Annotated in this window: 22 protein-coding genes and 1 pseudogene; 17 read left to right on the top strand and 6 right to left on the bottom strand. The window is 43.2% G+C overall.

Annotated features, from left to right (window positions below):
• Together FM019_RS20590 and FM019_RS20585 are read right to left on the bottom strand one after the other, a co-directional pair.
• Positions 1-260 (bottom strand): annotated as a pseudogene (locus tag FM019_RS20590) (IS110 family transposase); the annotation flags it as partial.
• Between the two features lie 111 nt (positions 261-371).
• On the bottom strand, positions 372-659 hold the full coding sequence (locus FM019_RS20585; RefSeq protein WP_143837982.1) for a GIY-YIG nuclease family protein: 288 nt from the start codon (positions 657-659) through the stop codon (positions 372-374).
• Positions 660-1,111: 452 nt separating this feature from the next.
• Here FM019_RS20585 and FM019_RS20580 point away from each other — a divergent pair, with 452 nt between their 5' ends.
• From FM019_RS20580 to FM019_RS20530, 11 genes are all read left to right on the top strand, one after another.
• On the top strand, positions 1,112-1,495 hold the full coding sequence (locus tag FM019_RS20580) for an ATP synthase subunit I (protein ID WP_143837981.1): 384 nt from the start codon (positions 1,112-1,114) through the stop codon (positions 1,493-1,495).
• A gap of 75 nt (positions 1,496-1,570) precedes the next feature.
• A complete protein-coding gene (atpB, locus tag FM019_RS20575; RefSeq protein ID WP_143837980.1) occupies positions 1,571-2,404 on the top strand; it encodes a F0F1 ATP synthase subunit A in 834 nt (277 codons plus the stop codon).
• Positions 2,405-2,464: 60 nt separating this feature from the next.
• Entirely contained in the window at positions 2,465-2,686 is a 222-nt protein-coding gene (atpE, locus tag FM019_RS20570; RefSeq protein ID WP_143837979.1) for a F0F1 ATP synthase subunit C, read from the top strand.
• A gap of 54 nt (positions 2,687-2,740) precedes the next feature.
• Positions 2,741-3,211: a F0F1 ATP synthase subunit B gene (gene atpF / locus FM019_RS20565; protein WP_143837978.1), complete on the top strand. Its 471-nt coding sequence runs from the start codon at positions 2,741-2,743 to the stop codon at positions 3,209-3,211.
• 14 nt (positions 3,212-3,225) lie between these two features.
• Positions 3,226-3,759 (top strand): F0F1 ATP synthase subunit delta, encoded by a 534-nt coding sequence (atpH, locus tag FM019_RS20560; protein WP_143837977.1) that lies wholly within the window; start codon positions 3,226-3,228, stop codon positions 3,757-3,759.
• A 14-nt stretch (positions 3,760-3,773) separates the two neighbouring features.
• Positions 3,774-5,315, top strand: a complete 1,542-nt coding sequence (gene atpA / locus FM019_RS20555; protein WP_143837976.1) for a F0F1 ATP synthase subunit alpha — start codon at positions 3,774-3,776, stop codon at positions 5,313-5,315.
• Positions 5,316-5,377: 62 nt separating this feature from the next.
• Positions 5,378-6,238 (top strand): F0F1 ATP synthase subunit gamma, encoded by an 861-nt coding sequence (atpG, locus tag FM019_RS20550; protein WP_143837975.1) that lies wholly within the window; start codon positions 5,378-5,380, stop codon positions 6,236-6,238.
• Positions 6,239-6,269: 31 nt separating this feature from the next.
• Positions 6,270-7,655, top strand: coding sequence for a F0F1 ATP synthase subunit beta (gene atpD, locus FM019_RS20545; RefSeq protein WP_143837974.1), 1,386 nt, complete (start codon positions 6,270-6,272; stop codon positions 7,653-7,655).
• Positions 7,656-7,712: 57 nt separating this feature from the next.
• A complete protein-coding gene (locus FM019_RS20540; RefSeq protein WP_143837973.1) occupies positions 7,713-8,126 on the top strand; it encodes a F0F1 ATP synthase subunit epsilon in 414 nt (137 codons plus the stop codon).
• Positions 8,127-8,799: 673 nt separating this feature from the next.
• On the top strand, positions 8,800-9,930 hold the full coding sequence (locus FM019_RS20535; protein WP_185969361.1) for a hypothetical protein: 1,131 nt from the start codon (positions 8,800-8,802) through the stop codon (positions 9,928-9,930).
• A 76-nt stretch (positions 9,931-10,006) separates the two neighbouring features.
• Positions 10,007-10,441, top strand: coding sequence for a CBS domain-containing protein (locus tag FM019_RS20530; protein ID WP_143837972.1), 435 nt, complete (start codon positions 10,007-10,009; stop codon positions 10,439-10,441).
• Between the two features lie 57 nt (positions 10,442-10,498).
• Here FM019_RS20530 and FM019_RS20525 read toward each other — a convergent pair whose 3' ends face one another.
• The 3 genes from FM019_RS20525 to FM019_RS20515 all read right to left on the bottom strand — a co-directional run bounded on the left by FM019_RS20525 (position 10,499) and on the right by FM019_RS20515 (position 14,299).
• Complete coding sequence (locus FM019_RS20525) at positions 10,499-12,721, bottom strand: xanthine dehydrogenase family protein molybdopterin-binding subunit (protein WP_143837971.1); 2,223 nt, start codon at positions 12,719-12,721, stop codon at positions 10,499-10,501.
• A complete protein-coding gene (locus tag FM019_RS20520; RefSeq protein ID WP_143837970.1) occupies positions 12,718-13,212 on the bottom strand; it encodes a (2Fe-2S)-binding protein in 495 nt (164 codons plus the stop codon). Before FM019_RS20520 ends, FM019_RS20525 begins: the two co-directional genes overlap by 4 nt.
• Positions 13,213-13,324: 112 nt before the next feature.
• Positions 13,325-14,299 carry an integron integrase gene (locus FM019_RS20515; RefSeq protein ID WP_143837969.1) on the bottom strand — a complete coding sequence of 325 codons (975 nt, stop codon included), beginning with the start codon at positions 14,297-14,299 and terminating at the stop codon, positions 13,325-13,327.
• Between the two features lie 223 nt (positions 14,300-14,522).
• Here FM019_RS20515 and FM019_RS20510 point away from each other — a divergent pair, with 223 nt between their 5' ends.
• Entirely contained in the window at positions 14,523-14,993 is a 471-nt protein-coding gene (locus FM019_RS20510) for a hypothetical protein (protein WP_143837968.1), read from the top strand.
• Positions 14,994-15,106: 113 nt separating this feature from the next.
• Positions 15,107-15,346, top strand: coding sequence for a hypothetical protein (locus tag FM019_RS20505; protein ID WP_143837967.1), 240 nt, complete (start codon positions 15,107-15,109; stop codon positions 15,344-15,346).
• A gap of 682 nt (positions 15,347-16,028) precedes the next feature.
• Here FM019_RS20505 and FM019_RS20500 read toward each other — a convergent pair.
• On the bottom strand, positions 16,029-16,214 hold the full coding sequence (locus FM019_RS20500; RefSeq protein ID WP_143837966.1) for a hypothetical protein: 186 nt from the start codon (positions 16,212-16,214) through the stop codon (positions 16,029-16,031).
• Between the two features lie 131 nt (positions 16,215-16,345).
• Between FM019_RS20500 and FM019_RS20495 the strand changes: the two genes are divergently transcribed.
• The 4 genes from FM019_RS20495 to FM019_RS20475 all read left to right on the top strand — a co-directional run bounded on the left by FM019_RS20495 (position 16,346) and on the right by FM019_RS20475 (position 18,431).
• Entirely contained in the window at positions 16,346-16,636 is a 291-nt protein-coding gene (locus tag FM019_RS20495) for a hypothetical protein (protein ID WP_143837965.1), read from the top strand.
• Between the two features lie 106 nt (positions 16,637-16,742).
• A complete protein-coding gene (locus FM019_RS20490; protein ID WP_143837964.1) occupies positions 16,743-17,096 on the top strand; it encodes a hypothetical protein in 354 nt (117 codons plus the stop codon).
• A 104-nt stretch (positions 17,097-17,200) separates the two neighbouring features.
• Entirely contained in the window at positions 17,201-17,626 is a 426-nt protein-coding gene (locus FM019_RS20485; protein ID WP_221934403.1) for a hypothetical protein, read from the top strand.
• Positions 17,627-18,140: 514 nt separating this feature from the next.
• On the top strand, positions 18,141-18,431 hold the full coding sequence (locus tag FM019_RS20475) for an energy transducer TonB (RefSeq protein WP_260681689.1): 291 nt from the start codon (positions 18,141-18,143) through the stop codon (positions 18,429-18,431).
• The last annotated feature ends 219 nt before the right edge of the window (positions 18,432-18,650 follow it).

The following is an 18,650-nucleotide window of genomic DNA, read 5'->3' as shown; positions in this document are numbered from 1 at the left end:
TTGTTCTTACGACGATATGCCACCACATGTTGAGGAGGTATCAGTTTGACCTGATGGCCTAAATGGCTGAGTTGGCGGTGCCAGTGGTTAGCGCTTCCACACGCTTCCATCACCACAGTGCAAGGCGCCAGCCGAGCAAAAAAGGACAATAACGACCCTCGCTTTAGTAGTTTTTTCTTCACTAGCTTGCCTGCTCGATTCACACCGTAAAAATGAAAAACAGTTTTTGCAATATCTAACCCAGCTATTGTAATCTTCATATCGGACCTACCCTTGTTTGATGTTTGAACAAATTCATCATGGCTCATTGCGAAGCCGTATAAAAGGGTGGGTCCATTACATTATCCCCGAGTGCTTTTATCGGGGATCCCTCAAACTATATTCTCATATAAATCTTCCCAATCCGGATTATTCTTTTCAATCAATCTGATTTTCCATGCTCGATTCCATTTTTTAAGTCGCTTTTCCCTTGATATTGCTTCATAGAGGCTTTGATGCACCTCGTAATAAACCAGTTGGGTCAGATTGTAGCGTTTAGTGAATCCTCTGATTTGTGAGGTTCTATGCTGATAAACACGCTGTATCAGTCTACTAGTGACTCCTACATACAATGTACCCTTTGGTTTGTTGCTCATGATGTAAACGTAAGACTCTTCCATGGCTTTGCAGTTTTATTAGTCGGATCTTCAGCATAGTAATGTTATTGACTATGCAGGTACGGATTTGGGTCGTGATTTTTTTGGGAGGTTCCGCATCAAAAGCGTTTACGGAATGACGAGTTGGTAGCGCGTTTACGGAATGACGTGAAAAGAAAAACGTCGTCCCCGAGCGCTCTTTGTCGCGCACGCAGTGGGGGATCTGTTTAGGTCTAAGGTTTGTTTAAAAAATGACTTTATGGGTTATTGACTAGTCGACTGCATCTAGGCCTAATAATCACTGAACAATCTACAGTAACTCGCCAGTATTTGACCCTATATTTTTTAAGGGTTTTGTTGCTGTAAATGAATTAGTACAAATACACCAACAAAACACGCTTAAAGGTTGAAAATCTGCGGCAAAACAGTATACTTTTGGCGCTTTTTGTTTAGGTTTGGAAGCACAGAGGGTTAAATTGGCAAATAAGTTGGCCAGACAGGGCCAAAAAATGGCCTTCAAAGTGCTCTTTTTTCAAAGCGTTGCCGTAGTACTTTTGTGTACTGGGACTTTCGTGGTTTTTGATGGTATCACCACCTTGTCGTTTTTCTTTGGTGGCCTCATGAACATCATTCCTAACAGTGTATTTGCGTTACTTGCTTTTCGATTTTCCGGGGCCAGTCAGAATGAATTGGTGGTTCGGAGTTTTAGTCAAGGCGCTAAGTTAAAATTGATCATCACGGTGATTATCGCAATTGTGGCTTTTTACGGGTTAAAACTTGAACCTCTACCACTTTTTGCCGGATTCATGGTGACTACCTTCTGCCAATGGGCAGCAATGGTAAAAATGCAGACAAATTAATGAAAAATAATAACGTCTGCCGCGATAGAAACTATCGCCAGAAACGAATTTAAATTACTACAATTAGGTTAATCAATGGCATCTGAATATACTACCTCAGAATACATAAAACACCACTTAACCAATGCCTCGATGTGTAATACTGAAAACGGTATCGCATTCAACAAAGCCTGCGCTGATGCTGGGTTTTGGACATGGCACATTGACACATTAGCGTGGTCAATTGGCTTAGGTATTTTGTTTTTATGGTTCTTCCGTTCGGTCGCGAAAAAAGCGTCCACTGGTGTTCCAACCAAAACCCAAGCATTTGTCGAAATGGTTGTTGATTTTGTTAATGACAACGTTTCCGCTACCTTCCATGGCAAAAGCAGTTTAATAGCGCCTTTGGCACTGACTATTTTCTGCTGGGTTCTGCTAATGAACTTGATGGACCTGGTCCCGGTTGATTTGCTACCTACTATTGCAGGCATGGTTGGCCAGTACGGATTTGGAATGGACCCGCATGATGTTTACATGAAAGCGGTACCCACTACTGATTTGAATTTGACCTTTGCACTTGCACTTGGTGTCTTTGCTCTCATTATCTTTTATTCAATTCGAATGAAAGGAATTGGTGGATTCACCAAAGAGCTGACCATGCAACCTTTTGGTCACCCTGTTTTTATTCCCGTTAACTTCATTCTTGAGTCAGTTACCTTGCTCGCACGTCCGCTTTCGTTAGCGCTTCGTCTGTTTGGTAACCTTTACGCAAGTGAGTTGATCTTCATTTTGATTGCAACCATTGGTTATTTCCAATTGCCGTTGCATTTCATGTGGGCCGTTTTCCATATTCTTGTTCTTCCACTTCAAGCGTTCATTTTCATGATGTTAACCATCGTGTATTTGAGCTTGGCTAGTGAAGATCACTAATAGAGATACAATTTCTTTTAACTTTAACTTTTAAAACTTAACTAAAAATCGGAGATATAAATGGAATACATTTACATTGCTGCAGCTCTACTAATCGGTATGGGTGCCCTAGGTACTGCTATCGGATTCGGTATCTTGGGTGGTAAATTCCTAGAATCAGCTGCTCGTCAACCTGAGCTAGCTCCTCAACTACAAGTAAAAATGTTCATCGTAGCGGGTCTTATCGATGCTATCGCGATGATCGGTGTTGGTATCGCTCTTTACATGTTGTTCGCTCTTTAAGCTTAGTCATAAACCCTAACGTTTTTAGCGAACATTTAATGAGGAGGAGCGGTCGTGAATATTAACGCCACTCTAATAGGTCAATTAATCGCATTCGTGGTTTTCGTCGCCTTCTGTATGAAGTACGTATGGCCACCACTGATGGAAGCGATTGAAAAACGTCAGAAAGAAATTGCTGACGGTTTGGCCAATGCAGAACGAGGCCAAAAAGAACTCGAACTTGCTCAGAACAAAGCGACTGAGCAATTGAGAGACGCAAAGGCACAAGCGGCTGAAATTATCGAACAAGCCAAAAAGCGTGCATCACAGATTGTTGATGAAGAAACGCAACGTGGCCATGACGAACGCGAGAAGATTATCGCGCAAGGTCATACCGAAATTGAAGCAGAGCGTAACCGTGTGAAAGAAGATCTTCGTAAGCAAGTTGCTGTGTTAGCAGTAGCCGGTGCTGAAAAGATTTTGGCGCGAGAAATCGACGCCTCTGCACAAAGTGACATAGTTGAAAAACTTGTCGCTGAGCTATAAGGGGCACATGAGCTATGTCTGAATTGACAACTGTCGCTCGCCCTTATGCCAAAGCAGCTTTCGACTATGCGGTCGAGAAGCAAGCCGTTTCACAATGGCAAGAAATGCTGGTATTTGCAGGTGAAGTCGCCAAAAACGAACAGATGTCTGACATCATTTCGAGTGCGATGGCAGCCGACAAACTAGCGGAATTGTTCAACAACGTGTGTGGTGAACAACTCGACCAAGCGGGTCAGAACCTTGTTGGTGTTCTGGCTGAGAACGGACGCTTAAAAGCGCTTCCTGATATTGCAGTGTTGTTTAATCAATACAAAGCTGAATTCGACAAAGAAATTGATGCAGACGTTGTCTCTGCTGTCGAGCTAAGTGATAAACAACTTAAAGATATTAGCGCGTCTCTTGAGAAACGTCTTGCACGAAAAGTTAAGCTGAATTGTAGCGTTGACGCTGCCATTGTTGCCGGGGTAATTATTAAAGCCGGTGACACAGTGATTGATGGTTCGGTCAGATCAAAACTAGACCGTCTATCAGACGCATTACAATCATAGCGGGGAAATAGAGCATGCAACTGAATTCCACTGAAATTGCAGAACTGATCAAAAAACGAATTGAGCAGTTTGATGTAGTTAGTGAAGCTCGTAACGAAGGCACGATCGTTGGTGTTACCGACGGTATTATTCGTGTTCATGGCCTTGCAGATGTTATGCAAGGTGAAATGATTGAGCTTCCTGGCAATCGTTACGCTATCGCATTGAACCTAGAGCGCGACTCTGTAGGTGCGGTAGTAATGGGTCCTTACGCGGACCTACAAGAAGGTATGAAAGTACAGTCAACTGGCCGTATCTTAGAAGTACCTGTTGGTCGTAATCTTCTAGGTCGTGTTGTAAACACCCTAGGTGAGCCAATCGATGGTAAAGGCGCGATAGATGCTGAAGGCTTTGAGCCAGTAGAAAAAATCGCACCGGGCGTAATCGAGCGTCAATCGGTAGACCAACCTATCCAAACAGGTTATAAGTCTGTTGATGCCATGATCCCAGTTGGTCGTGGACAGCGTGAGTTGATCATCGGTGACCGTCAAACAGGTAAAACTGCGTTGGCAATCGATGCAATCATCAACCAAAAAGGCACAGGTGTTAAATGTGTGTACGTAGCGGTAGGCCAAAAGGCTTCTACTATTGCTAACGTAGTACGCAAACTAGAAGAGCATGGCGCAATGGATCACACCATTGTAGTTGCCGCTTCTGCGTCTGAATCTGCAGCACTTCAATACTTAGCACCTTACTCGGGTTGTACAATGGGTGAATTCTTCCGCGACCGTGGTGAAGATGCACTTATCGTATACGATGATTTGTCTAAGCAAGCTGTTGCTTATCGTCAAATTTCATTGCTACTTCGTCGTCCGCCAGGTCGTGAAGCTTACCCTGGTGATGTTTTCTATCTTCACTCCCGTCTACTAGAGCGTGCTGCTCGTGTAAACGATGTGTATGTAGAGAAGTTCACTAATGGTCTAGTAAAAGGCCAAACAGGTTCTTTGACAGCATTGCCTATCATTGAAACTCAGGCTGGTGACGTATCAGCATTCGTACCTACCAACGTAATCTCGATTACCGATGGTCAGATCTTCCTAGAATCTGATTTGTTTAACGCGGGTATTCGCCCAGCGGTTAACGCCGGTATTTCGGTATCTCGTGTTGGTGGTGCAGCACAAACTAAAATCATCAAGAAACTAGGTGGCGGTATTCGTCTAGCCCTAGCTCAGTATCGTGAATTGGCGGCGTTCTCGCAGTTTGCTTCTGACCTTGATGATGCAACACGCGAACAACTTGAGCACGGTCAAACGGTAACCGAGTTGATGAAGCAAAACCAATATGCACCGCTTTCGGTTGCAGATATGGGTGTGTCTTTATTCGCTGTTGAAAAAGGCTACTTGAAAGGGATCGAATTGAACAAGGTGTTGGATTTTGAATCTGCACTGCATTCATTCGTGAACAGTGAATATGCTGAGCTAATCAAAACACTTAACGAAACCGGTAATTACAACGGTGACATTGAAGCCCAGTTGACTGAAGCTTTGGATAAATTCAAAGCGACACAAACTTGGTAATCAATTCGGTCACTTATCCTTAAAGATGAGTGACCGGTGAGTTGAGTAATCGGAGATAAGTCATGGCCAGCGGTAAAGAGATAAAAGGTAAGATCGGGAGTATCAAGAATACTCAGAAGATCACCAGTGCTATGGAAATGGTTGCAGCGTCGAAAATGAAAAAGGCGCAAGACCGTATGGAGTCCAGCCGTCCATATGCCGAAAGTATGCGTAAAGTTATTGGCCACGTCGCACACGGTAATCTTGAATATCGCCATCCTTATTTGGAAGAGCGTGAAGTCAAACGTGTGGGATACATCGTCATTTCTACAGACCGAGGTTTGTGTGGCGGCTTGAACTCAAATGAGTTCAAAAAAGTCACTGCTGATATCAAAGCTTGGCAAGAAAAAGACGTTGAAGTGGATTTTGCGGCACTCGGCGCAAAAGCATGTGCATTTTTCGGTCGTTTTGGTGGCAACGTGCTTGCTGCTGAATCTGGCATTGGTGATTCGCCAAGTGTTCAAGACATTATTGGTTTAGTACGTGTGATGTTAGTAGCGTACAACGAAGGCAAAATAGACCGTCTATTTTTGGTTTATAACGACTTCATCAATACCATGTCACAAGAACCCAGAATCGATCAATTGTTGCCTTTGCCTAAGTCTGATGAAGAAGAATTGAAGCATCGTTGGGATTACATTTACGAACCAGATCCAAAACCTATTTTGGAAAAGTTAATGGTCCGTTATATCGAATCTCAGGTATACCAGGGCGTAGTAGAAAACTCTGCGTCTGAGCAAGCTGCGCGAATGGTGGCAATGAAAGCTGCTACCGATAACGCAGGCGATATCATCGATGATTTGCAATTGGTATACAACAAAGCACGTCAAGCGGCAATCACACAAGAAATTAGTGAGATTGTTGGCGGCGCAGCTGCGGTGTAGGCAAAGGTTTTAAAATTAATGAGGACTAAACATGAGTCAAGGTAAGGTCGTCCAAATCATTGGCGCGGTTGTGGATATTGAGTTTCCACAAGATGCCGTACCTACTATCTATGACGCCCTAAGAGTTACCGAAGGTGACTTGCAGGGACTAACCTTAGAAGTGCAACAGCAGCTTGGTGGCGGTGTCGTACGTAGTATCGCATTGGGTACTACTGACGGACTACGTCGTGGGCTAGCTGTAGAAAATACAGGCGCACCTATCAATGTTCCAGTTGGTACAGCCACTCTCGGCCGTATCATGGACGTACTAGGTAACCCTATCGATGAAGCAGGCCCAATTGGTGAAGAAGAGCGTATGGCGATTCACCGTGAAGCGCCTAGCTACGAAGATCAATCAAGTGCTGTTGAGCTACTTGAAACTGGTATTAAAGTCATCGACTTAGTCTGCCCATTTGCTAAGGGTGGTAAAGTTGGATTGTTCGGTGGTGCCGGTGTTGGTAAAACTGTAAACATGATGGAGCTTATCCGTAACATCGCGATCGAGCACAGTGGATACTCAGTATTCGCCGGTGTTGGAGAGCGTACTCGTGAGGGTAACGATTTCTATCATGAAATGAACGAGTCAAACGTACTAGACAAAGTATCGTTGGTTTACGGTCAGATGAACGAGCCACCTGGAAACCGTCTTCGCGTAGCATTGACGGGCCTGACAATGGCAGAAAAATTCCGTGACGAAGGTCGTGATGTATTGTTCTTCGTGGATAACATCTACCGTTATACCCTAGCTGGTACTGAGGTATCTGCACTACTTGGTCGTATGCCGTCAGCGGTAGGTTATCAGCCTACACTTGCTGAAGAAATGGGTGTACTTCAAGAGCGTATCGCTTCTACCAAAACAGGTTCAATCACATCAATCCAAGCGGTATATGTACCTGCGGATGACTTGACTGACCCTAGTCCAGCAACCACCTTTGCTCACTTGGACGCAACGGTAGTACTTTCACGTGATATCGCGTCTTTGGGTATCTACCCTGCTGTTGACCCGTTGGATTCGACCTCTCGTCAGCTTGATCCGCTTGTTGTGGGTAAAGAGCACTATGACACTGCACAAGGCGTTCAAACCACGTTGCAGCGTTATAAAGAGTTGAAAGATATTATTGCGATATTGGGTATGGACGAATTATCTGAAGAAGATAAGCAGACCGTATCTCGTGCGCGTAAGATCCAGCGTTTCTTGTCTCAACCATTCTTCGTTGCTGAAGTATTTACTGGTTCGCCAGGTAAATATGTATCGCTTAAAGATACTATCAGCGGCTTTAAAGGCATTCTTGCTGGTGAATATGATCACTTGCCAGAGCAAGCCTTCTACATGGTTGGTGCCATTGACGAAGCCATTGAAAAAGCTAAGGGCATGTAAGACACAGTTACCTGTGTCTTTCACTTAGTTTTTACTTAAACCTTATTAGGAGGTCCCATGGCAATGACAGTACATCTGGATGTAGTAAGCGCTGAAGACAAGATTTTTTCTGGTCTGGTTGAAACGATTCAGATTACCGGTAGTGAAGGTGAGTTGGGTATTTACCCTGGTCATGCACCTTTAATTACTGCGCTCAATCCTGGCATGGTTCGTATGGTTAAACAGCACGGTGAAGAAGAAGTGATCTACATTGCTGGGGGTATGTTAGAAGTACAACCTGGTAGTGTAACCGTTCTTGCAGACACCGCCGTTCGCGCCGAAGATTTGGATGAACAATCCGCTTTGGAAGCTAAACGTAGAGCAGAAGAGCATATTGCCAATGCTGGTGCTGACTTTGACTACGCAGAAGCAGCCGCTGAGTTGGCTGAAGCTATTGCGCAAATTCGCCTTATCCAGAAGATGCGTAAGTAACAGTAAGCAAATAAGTCACTTAAAAAAGCCCGGCACTAGCCGGGTTTTTTATTGGCTATGTTCTGCGTTTACTGTTGTTAGACGCAATATTGAAGTCGTCGTAAACCCTTCCGTGGGGGCCCTGCACCGACATCCATGTCGGTCAAGCTTCAATATTGCATCTAGCAACAATTTCCAGTAAAAAATGCTTATTTATTCTTTAACCATTTTTCAGTTAAGTGAGAACGTACTCTTAATTGTCGGTTCGCCGACAGCGACCAAAGGGCGGAGTGCGCCGCCCTCTGGACTCCCCGCAGCCCTTTGGTAGCGGGAAACATAATCAAAAGCCTCAGGCAAAATTGAACGCGAATTACGGGACGTCCTGTCCCGGAATTCGCTGACACATCATCCCTGATGTGCCTCCACTTTGCTAATGCTGAGACTTATGATTACCCGCTAGAAAAGGGCACAAAATTTGTTCTCTCTTTGGATAGTAATGCCAGAAATTTGCCACATGTAATGTATGGATTGATTCAAGGTCTTCTTCTTCAGGCTCTGGTTTTTTATTTTCCGCAATTCCCTCGCCGCTACACAAAACTCAAAATGCTTAGCTGTGCAACTCTGACTAAGTATTGGTATAGTAAATTTAAACTATAACAATTATCGAAAACTACTAAGGTTTGCGGATCTGAATATGGATCAAATTACAGATACACGCCGCTCACAAGACGCCGATTTTAAGTACAAAAATAAGTTATTTAGTGTGGCTGGACTTATGGAGCGATTTAGCCACAGAGAGAGTTTTAAATACAAGCTGTCCCAGCTGACGTTGTCTCAGTGGTTCTATGTTGTGGCGTCGTTACTTTTTGTAGTGCTCTTTGATGGAGACTATGAAAACGATGGATTGGTATGGGTTGGCGTCATTGCCGGAATTGGCCTGTTTCGTGAGCTTTGGCATTTGTTTCAGCGGGTATGGGACAAGATGCTTGGAAAAGGCATTATATTAATTTTATATGCAGCAACTGCCAACTTTGCTTTGGCCATTTCTGCGCTTAAAATCAATGCCATCGCGGGTATTGAGCCCACACCATTTGTTTTTACACTTGGTTTTACCACCCTATTGATGTTGCCGTTTTGGCTCACAATCACTACCGCCCTATTCTTTTCCATTGCGCTGGTAGCACTCAATTTTTGGTTATTGATTTCAATTTTGTTACGTCTGGTGCGTATTAAAATCCAAGTACATTGGGAAGACCGCTCGTTTGTTTTTATCACAATGATCATGAGATTGGTGCTAATTCCCGCCGTTATTATGACCTTGGGTACCATTATCATGCCTTATGCCAAACAAATAGAAACCTTCGACGGCCCGGTAAACTTCCTAAGCGTGCAAGACTTAACGGATGAACAAGTGCAACAGCTAAGAGAAAGCTCGGAAGAAAAAGCTGAAGCAATGCTTGAACAATTTAAATTGAAAAATGCGACAACGGAAGATGCAGAACAAAACTCTGGTGCCAAGAAAGTTCGACACTTAGATCGCATCGTGGCTACATTTATCTACTGGTTCGAAACCTATCCAAATTCAGGCTGTGTTAAAGCTGAAAATCAGCGTTCTTTGGTTATCGACGAAAACTCTATTTTGGTCGTTGAGCGGGATAAGTCTGAATTGGGTTTCAAGTTTGCGGTGTTACCCTGCGTTCCAAAATACCAAGATGTGCAAATTCCAGCTGTCCAAGCACCAGAAACTCAAACGCCAGATATTCAAACTCAACAATCCATCGAAGAACCTATTGAAAAAACTATCGAAAAAACACAAGAACAATGAAGCGATGTGTAAGGGTAATGATCGATAAGATTTGCCCACTATCCTCAGTAATAAAAAATTAAGGTAAAGAATTACTATGTTGAAAGAAGAACTCATGACAGACAGGCTGGTGACGGTTCATATGGATGATCCACTGTCCCACGTGAAACACTTATTTGATACCCATCGCTTTCATCATTTGCTCGTGGTAGAGAAAAACCGATTAGTTGGCGTTGTGTCTGATCGGGACTTGTTTAAATCACTGAGTCCAAATATTGGGACCCCTGCTGAAACCGTCAAAGATACAGCGAGCCTGCAAAAACGTGTGCACCAAATTATGAGTAGAGATCTGGTGACTATTGCACCAGACAAAGGATTGCTCGCGGCTGTAAAAATGTTTAACCGATATCGGGTGTCTTGTTTACCTGTAATCGATGAACACATGAAACCCCTGGGCATATTGAGTTGGCGAGACGTGTTTAACTATGTCGAGATGAACCAGGCTCAAAAGCAATTCGCTACCAAGCCATGATTTTTTAAATTTACCTTAGTAAATCTAATCTCGGATACGCATCACCGTTAAGCCAGGTTATGCCCGCATAGGATGATGACGTATTCGAATATCTCCAGCTGCTGCCAAGGCATTCGCGACGGCAGGCGCTAACGGCGGTATCCCCATCTCACCTGCACCGACGGGTGACGCATTACTATCGACAACTGCCACCTCTATGCTTATCACTGAATCGCCAATACGCATCATGTTATATCGGTCAAAATTGTCGTTTTGTACTTGACCATTTTCAACAATAATTTGCTGACCGAGGGCCGTGCTCAGGCCGTCATTAATACCTCCTTCTACTTGCGCAATGACCCCTTCGGGATTGACAACAGTGCCCACATCGATAGCTGCATACACCTTGTTCACTCTAAATCGGTTGTTTGGCTTGATCGAGACTTCGGCGACACAGGCGCAGTATCCACCAAAGGTAAAATGTCCAGCGATCCCTAACGCGTTTCCACTAGGCATCTTCTTACCCCAATTTGCCAGTTGTGCTGCTTTTTTTAACACGGCAGCCATGCGACCAGTATCAAATGTCGGGCCGCCATGTTGTGCATAGGGTAGCTCTTCATGTTCGCCTAACATTTTTATACGCAACGCTAATGGATCCTGGTTAGTTGCTCGGGCGATTTCATCAATAAAGCTCTGTACTACAAATGCATTGGCGGTATGAGCAGGTGCTCGCCAGCTGCCTTGCGGGGCGCCAAAAGTGACGGGTGTATACTCGTATTGCAGGTTTTCTACGCGCCCAGCCGGGAAGTCATCAACGTAGATATCGGCGCCAAACAACTCTTCTGGCTTGGCATTGTTGCGCCGATAATACTTAGGTGTGCCTACCAAATGATGGGACCAGGCAATAACGTTTCCGGAATCATCAACGCCCGCTGTTAATTGGTGATGACCCATAGGGCGATAAAAGTCATTGCGTAAGTCGTCTTCTCTGGTCCAAATAAGTTTAATCGGTAGCTTACTAAGTTTGGATATCATCACTGCCTCTGCAGTGTGATCACTGTTGAGTCTGCGACCAAAACCTCCACCTAGTCGGGTGTAACGAATATCCATGTTCACCCGATCAAAACCGGTGATTGCCTCGGCCAGTCGTGATGCACTCCCAGGGCTTTGCATTGGACCAATAATTGTACATTTGGAATCGGTAACATGGGCAATACAGTTTTGTGGCTCCAACTGTGCGTGACTAACTAAGGGTATTTTGTATGTATGTGAAATGATCTGAGCGGCGTTGGCCAACGCTTTTTTAATGTCACCATCGTTACGCACAACTTGACCAGGCTCTTTGAGAAGTTCATCACACTTTTTATGCAAATCAGCAGTGCTTGCTTCGGCATATGGCCCTTTATCCCACTTTATTTTAAGTGTTTCGCGGGCCTTTTTTGCTGTCCAGAAATCGTCTGCAATCACAGCAATTCCGCCAGCAAGGTAAGTGTAATATTTGTTTACATCAGGACGAGGTAACCTTACAACTTGGTGCACACCTGGCATTGCCAATGCCTCGCTTGCATCAAAGGATTCAACATCGCCATCGAAATAAGGAGAACGCTGCACCATGGCGACTTTCGCGCCAGGGTATTGCATATCCATACCATAAAGTGGCTTGCCGGTGACAATATCTATCGCTTCTTGAGTGTTGTGAGGCTTACCTATTATGCGCCAGTCATCTTTATCTTTAAGTGTAGGTTTGAATCCTTCGGGAAGTGTTTGCTTGGCAGCCGATTCTGCTAGATAACCCAAGGACACTTTGCGGCCATTTGACATCACAACATAGCCATTTTCAGCACTTAGAGAATCAATATTGGCCTTAAACATTGATGCGGCTGCCATTAAAAATAGCTGTTTCGCGTTGGCTCCGGCATTGCGTAATAATTCATAATTTCGAGAAATGCTGGTAGAACCACCAGCAAACTGTGGGATGACTTTCCATGTAATCTTTCCTTCATCATCACGCTTTAACTCGTAAGGTAAGGGCTCAACTGACACATTTTTCATGTCAGCACCTAGCTCTTCTGCAAACAGCATCGACAAGGCTGTGTTGGTCCCTTGCCCCATTTCAGGAGAGGGAGAATAGAACACCACGCTGTTGTCTTGAGCAATGCGAATAAGAGGCGTTATTGCGCCCACTGCGGAATCGAGATTTTCGGCTCGAGAGCTAAAAGACAAAGGTGCGGCAATTAGCAAAGCGCCCGAATAAAAACTGTAGCGAAGAAAGTCACGACGGCTATTAATTGCAGCGTTCATGAGGATTCTCCTTGTTGTTGGCTGGTAGCTCCCTTAGCGCGAATTTGTGCTGCTGCGTGATGTATAGCTTTACGCATTCGTGTGTAGGTACCACAGCGACATAGATTTGTCAGGTGCGTATCAATGTCATCGTCTGAAGGAGAAGGAAAACGCTCAAGAAAGGCAGTGATAGCCATGATCTGTCCGGCCTGACAATAACCACATTGTGCCACGTTAAAGTCTATCCAGGCCTGTTGGACCGGATGTAACTTGTCTTGCCGTGACAATCCTTCAATGGTTACGACATTATTGCCATTCAAGTTTCCGATAGGCATCGAACATGAGCGTATAGGTTGACCATCAATATGAACTGTGCAGGCGCCACAAGAACCTACACCGCAACCAAACTTGGTTCCTGTGAGTGCGACTTTTTCTCGCAAAAACCAAAGTAGCGGCATATCGCTGTCACCTTCGAGTTTGACCGTTTTATTGTTTATGGTTATTTCGCTCATACACCAATGCCTTTGATTTTCTGATTCGCTTATTAATACTGGATCAAAATTGGAACACTTTGGGTGAGTTGAGCGCATATATTCGTCGTCTTAACGTTTCTGGAGGAGTTCGCTAAGGTTTATACAATTTGGACAATGGACTGATGACAGAATTTCCTCCGCGCTGCAAAATGTGGGTGTAAATCTGTGTAGTACGCAAGTCTGCGTGACCTAATTGATCTTGCACTGTGCGAATGTCTGCCCCCGCCTGCAACAAGTGTGTGGCGAAGGAATGTCTTAACGTGTGAGGCGAAACATTTTTCTCGATACCCGCCAATTCAGCAGCCCGTTTGACCTGACGTTGCAGATTTGATTCACTGATATGTTGGCGCCTTAGATCTCCACTTTCGGGATCTTTTGAGGTTCGACCAGAAGGAAACATATACTGCCAATTCAAGTCATCGCAAGCGCCAGGGTACTTTTCTCGTAAACGATGTGGTAACCAAACACCAGCAAAATGAGGATTGGCCAAATCGCCCTCCAAATAACGTTGTACCAATACTATTTGTTGTCGAAATAAAGGTAACAATTCATCTGCCAGGGTAACAATTCGATGTTTGCCGCCTTTACCATTCCACACGCGCACCGACTTATAATCGAAATCGATATCTGCAACTCGCAGGCGCACACACTCCATCAAACGCAGGCCACTGCCATATAACAGGGAAATTGGAAGCTTGTAATCAGGAGAGACACAGCTAAAGAACTGCTTAATTTCTTTATGTGACAACACAACCGGCAATTTAGCCTGGCGACTACTGCGAATATATTTTAAATCTAACTCAAGAGGAATTTCGATAATTTCTTTATAAACAAACACCAACGCATTTAAGGCCAATGCCTGAGAACTCGCAGCTAGCTTCTTATCTACTGCAAGAAAATTCAAAAAGGCCAACACCTCTTCTTCACCCATGAGCTTAGGATGGCGATGGTTGTTAAAATTGATAAAGGCCCTAATCCACTTACAATAAGCTTCAATCGTGCGCTTCGAATATCGACGCTGAAACATTAGTTCAGCCAAATATTCCAAAAATGGAGATTGGGACATAAACTTTCCTTGTAATTCCCACTGTATGACCAAACAGTGTTAATTACTCGAAGGGTTAATGCCAATAAAACGGACTTTTTCTGTACTTTCGCAAAGTTAAACTGGACAAAAATCATAATTTAAGGGAAAACAGGCAATTAACGTTAACCAAAGAACAAATCAAAACAGCTATCTTTTCCGCATTTTCACAAAATTACTGATTTGTTCCGGATAATAAGTTGTTATGAGTAACTTTAAGCTTCTGAGTTTTCTTTTCTTGGTTTTTGTTGGAGATGCGCTGGCATGCAGCGTGCCAAAGCCAGGTTATGGTTATTCTTTAGAGGATTTAATCGACAAATCAGACAATATTGTGATTGTCGAACTGTCGAAAAAAAAAGTTGGCGAGCCATTCATTGTATACGATCTTAAAGTTATTGAGGTTTTAAAAGGTGAACCAGCGACTGAATTTGAGTTCTTTGGCCATACGGAAAAGCATGAATCAGCGACTTACACCGACCATAACGATGCTGTATTCTGGTTCACTCAAGCTGGACGTTCGGAATGGCCGTGTTGTATTTGTGGGCCGGATCACACTTTTGAAAAAGGGTTTAAGTATCTATTTTTCCCAGATCTCTTAGGTGCCACAAAATCTGCGGAAATAATTAATAGTGAAGATGATTTGTGGTTAAACTTTGTAGTAAACAGAATCAAGTGAAGGTTACTCATAACAATCCATTCAACCGGACCCAAACTCGCTGGCTGGCGTTCGTGCCTCACGATTTTAGCCAGCAAGTCTGCGCCGTTTAATAGGGGCGTTATATTTCAAATATGAGACCAGAACTTTCAGCTCTAAAAAAAGAAATGGAAGAGTCCGGAATCAACAAATACTGTTACGCAATTGATGAGGCAGGTGAAGGTTACTGTATCTATGATGCTCGTTCTGTAATCGAGGTAGATGTTTCAGAAAGAGGGAATCGTTATGACTTGCAAACTTTCACCGATGTTAATGCTGCAATTAAACGATTCAAGGAAATGGTTTTTTCCGACACGGTTTTAAATAAAAAATGACATATAACAATCCAATCAACCGGACAAATACTCGCTGGCTTGGGTCGCTCCGCTCCCAGTATAGCCAACAAGTATTTGCCGTTTATTAGGGGCGTTATATGTAAGAGCTTCTTTGGTTAAGCTCTTTTTCAAAATGGTAATACTGCTCCGATATTTTTGTCTTTTTAACCTAAGTATTCTTTGCATATTTAAACCAAGCGGCAATTTGATTGCAGTGTTTTTATCAGCAGTCAGCGTCAAAGGTTGTTTCAACTGGCTAGCTTAGGAAGTTAGTTTAAAAGTCAGCAATCCGCTTTTGGGTATTTCTGGTAATGTTGTTCAGTTGTTGTTTTGGTGCCTGTCATTTTTCCTTTTTTGGGTGCAGTCAGGTAAATTAGGTTTAAGCATTTATTGGGTTGTGCAAAAGTTTTGTTTGATCACCAAGTTACATATAACAATCCAATCAACCGGACACAAACTCGCTGGCTAAGGCTCGTGCCTCGCAATTATAGCCAACAAGTTTGTGCCGTTTATTAGGGGCGTTAGGTGTAAGAGCTTTTGTTGGTTCGCACTTTTAGATTTTCATCTTTAGTCGTTCAACTTCGTACTGTTTTTGGTATCAGCTTTCTTTCAGTTTTTAGCACTTCCTAAACTTGCGGCAGCTAGGTTGTATTTGCAGTAGGCGCCATAGGTTTTATCAGCACTAACCTTCATTGGTTTTCATATGTTCAGTAAAAACGCGCCCTGCTCTATTTCGTAATTCGCTTTTGTGTTTTGCTAGTTGTTTGTTAAAAGGTAAATTCAAAGGCCCACCGATTTTCCATTTTTTGGTGTTATCGGTTAAAGTAACTCCATCAATCATATCTGCACAGGGAAAGTGGCTTTGCATTCAGTGTTTACACCTAACAATCCATTCAACCTGACAAAAACTCGCTGGCTTTGGCTCGTTCCTCGCAATTGTAGCCAACAAGTTTTTGCAGGTTAATAGGGGCGTTATATGCCCAGGTAAATTTAACGAAAATGGAATACTTAATTAAAAGAGAAGATGGGAATTGGTTTAGCCTAGGTCCTGATAACTACGAAAGCACTTTGACTCCTTCATCAATTGCTTGGGAGCGTATAAATGGCCAAGGTGATTTTAGAATAAAGTGTGCTGAAGGCGAAGTATCGTTTTCTTATGAAGACCCCGGAATACTTGTTTCATTTGAGTCAATCTCGTTTACCGAAGAACGATGTAACAAGATTCTTGATGAGGTTTTAAGAAACATCAAGTCGAAAACTGGTGAGGAAGGCTATGTGGTGCCTCTCTAGGGCATATAACAAACCATTCAACCGGACCCATACTCGCTGGCTTAGCTCATACTTCGCAAAGTATAGCCAGCAAGTCTGGGCCGTTTAATAGGGGCGTTATGTTTCTATGAATAAACTTTTAATACTTCTTCTTTTATTTAGCTTTAATGCAGCCTCCTGTGAACTCACAGAAGAGTACAAAAATATGCGCGCTTACGTGCAGGAAGAAATGAATAAATCATACAAAGGGTGCATTAAGGCCACGCGTGCATATTTCTATTACAAAGATGTAGCAGAGTGCACAAAACATGGCGAGGGTGAAGGAATTGGTGGTGGATGTGCTCATGTTTCAGGCTACAGAGTTGTTGTTGAAGAAAGCGAATTAGGACATTGTAAAATTCTCAAACCTACAGTTGAGGATATGTCATCAGAATTGCAGCGTTTGGTAATTTCTAAGGGGATTGAACAGTGCGCTGGTTAGAGACAAAACATAACAAACCAATCAACCGGACAAATACTCGCTGGCTATGCTCGTACCTCGCTAATTTTAGCCAGCAAGCATTTGCCGTTTATTAGGGGCGTTATATGCCACAAGAACCGTTGAGTAAGTCTGAGAGAATGGAGCTTCGTCGCGAGCACGGGTTTAGGGAATTGCCTGAACCAGTGGAAAAATATCTTGGACCAGAATATGCCATGGCGTTCGCCTGTTTACATTGCAGAACTTCTAACATGCGTCATTTTGATCTGGCCCCATCAGAATATCCTTTGTCTGGCGAATGCCCCGTATGTAAGAACAAGACTTTTAACCTTGGTAGAGATTTTAAACCGCCAAAAAAATCAAATGAAGCACAATGGAAAAAAATTGAGTTTCTCATTGAGCATGGTTTTCAATTTCAAAAAGTTAGGTTGGTCCCAACGGAAATGGAAAGTGTCGCTTATCCTAAAACACTGACAGAGGCTAAAGAGTTTGTGGTTAAATATAAAAAATGGGCGATTAAAAGTGGCATATAACAAACCAATCAACCGGACAAATACTCGCTGGCTTTGCTCGTACCTCGCTAATTATAGCCAGCAAGCATTTGCCGTTTATTAGGGGCGTTATGTGTAAAAGGAGGTTTTGGTGAATAAAAGGATGTCTAGTTTACAGCGAGTTAAAGCCGCTCATAAGCACTCTATTCGTCATCGAAATGAAATTACAAATAGTCATATTTGTGGGTGCTTTCACTGCCTTTACATTTTCAAACCAACTGAAGTTGACCATTGGATAGATAAAAATGACAAAGATGTAGGGCAAACTGCTATGTGTCCAAAATGCTCAATTGATACCGTAATTGGTGACCAATCAGGTTATCCTGTAAACAATGATTTTCTTTCTTCTATGAAAAATTACTGGTGCAGTTAGCATGTTTACACATAACAAACCATTCAACCGGACCCAAACTCGCTGGCTTAGCTCATTCTTCGCAAAGTATAGCCAGCAAGTCTGGGCCGTTTAATAGGGGCGTTAGCTTTCAAAAGGAAGATTGTGATTAGTCGAATAATTATCGTAATGATTTTTTTGTCTATATCTGGATGCAAATCAACTTCGTTGGCTCCCAAACCAGAAGGTTGGGTTGAGTTAGCATTTGATATTGATAAAAGTGGTAATCCGATCAATATTTCGGTCGTTGATTCACATCCTAGTGGTGTATTCGATGACGAAGGAATTAAAGCACTCTCAAAATGGAAATATAAACCCGAGTTAGTTGACGGCAATCCTGTCGTTCAAAAAGACCGTCGGGTAAAACTGGATTTTATACTGGACAATGAAAGCTAACAAACCATTCAACCGGACCCAAACTCGCTGGCTTGGCTCATTCTTCGCAAAGTATAGCCAGCAAGTCTGGGCCGTTTAATAGGGGCGTTAGGCGCACTTAAAACACCGATGTTACATTCAGACTAAATGTTATTATACTAACCATGTTTAAGGCCCTTAGGTTACTACCATGAAATTAGATGAATTGAGTGCAAGTGAAAAGTTAATTTTGGCCCAACA

The organism is Aliiglaciecola sp. M165, from assembly GCF_007197995.1.
Lineage (GTDB): Bacteria > Pseudomonadota > Gammaproteobacteria > Enterobacterales > Alteromonadaceae > Aliiglaciecola.
The sequence above is the reverse complement of the archived record's forward strand: the minus strand, read 5'-3'. Positions and strand labels throughout refer to the sequence as shown.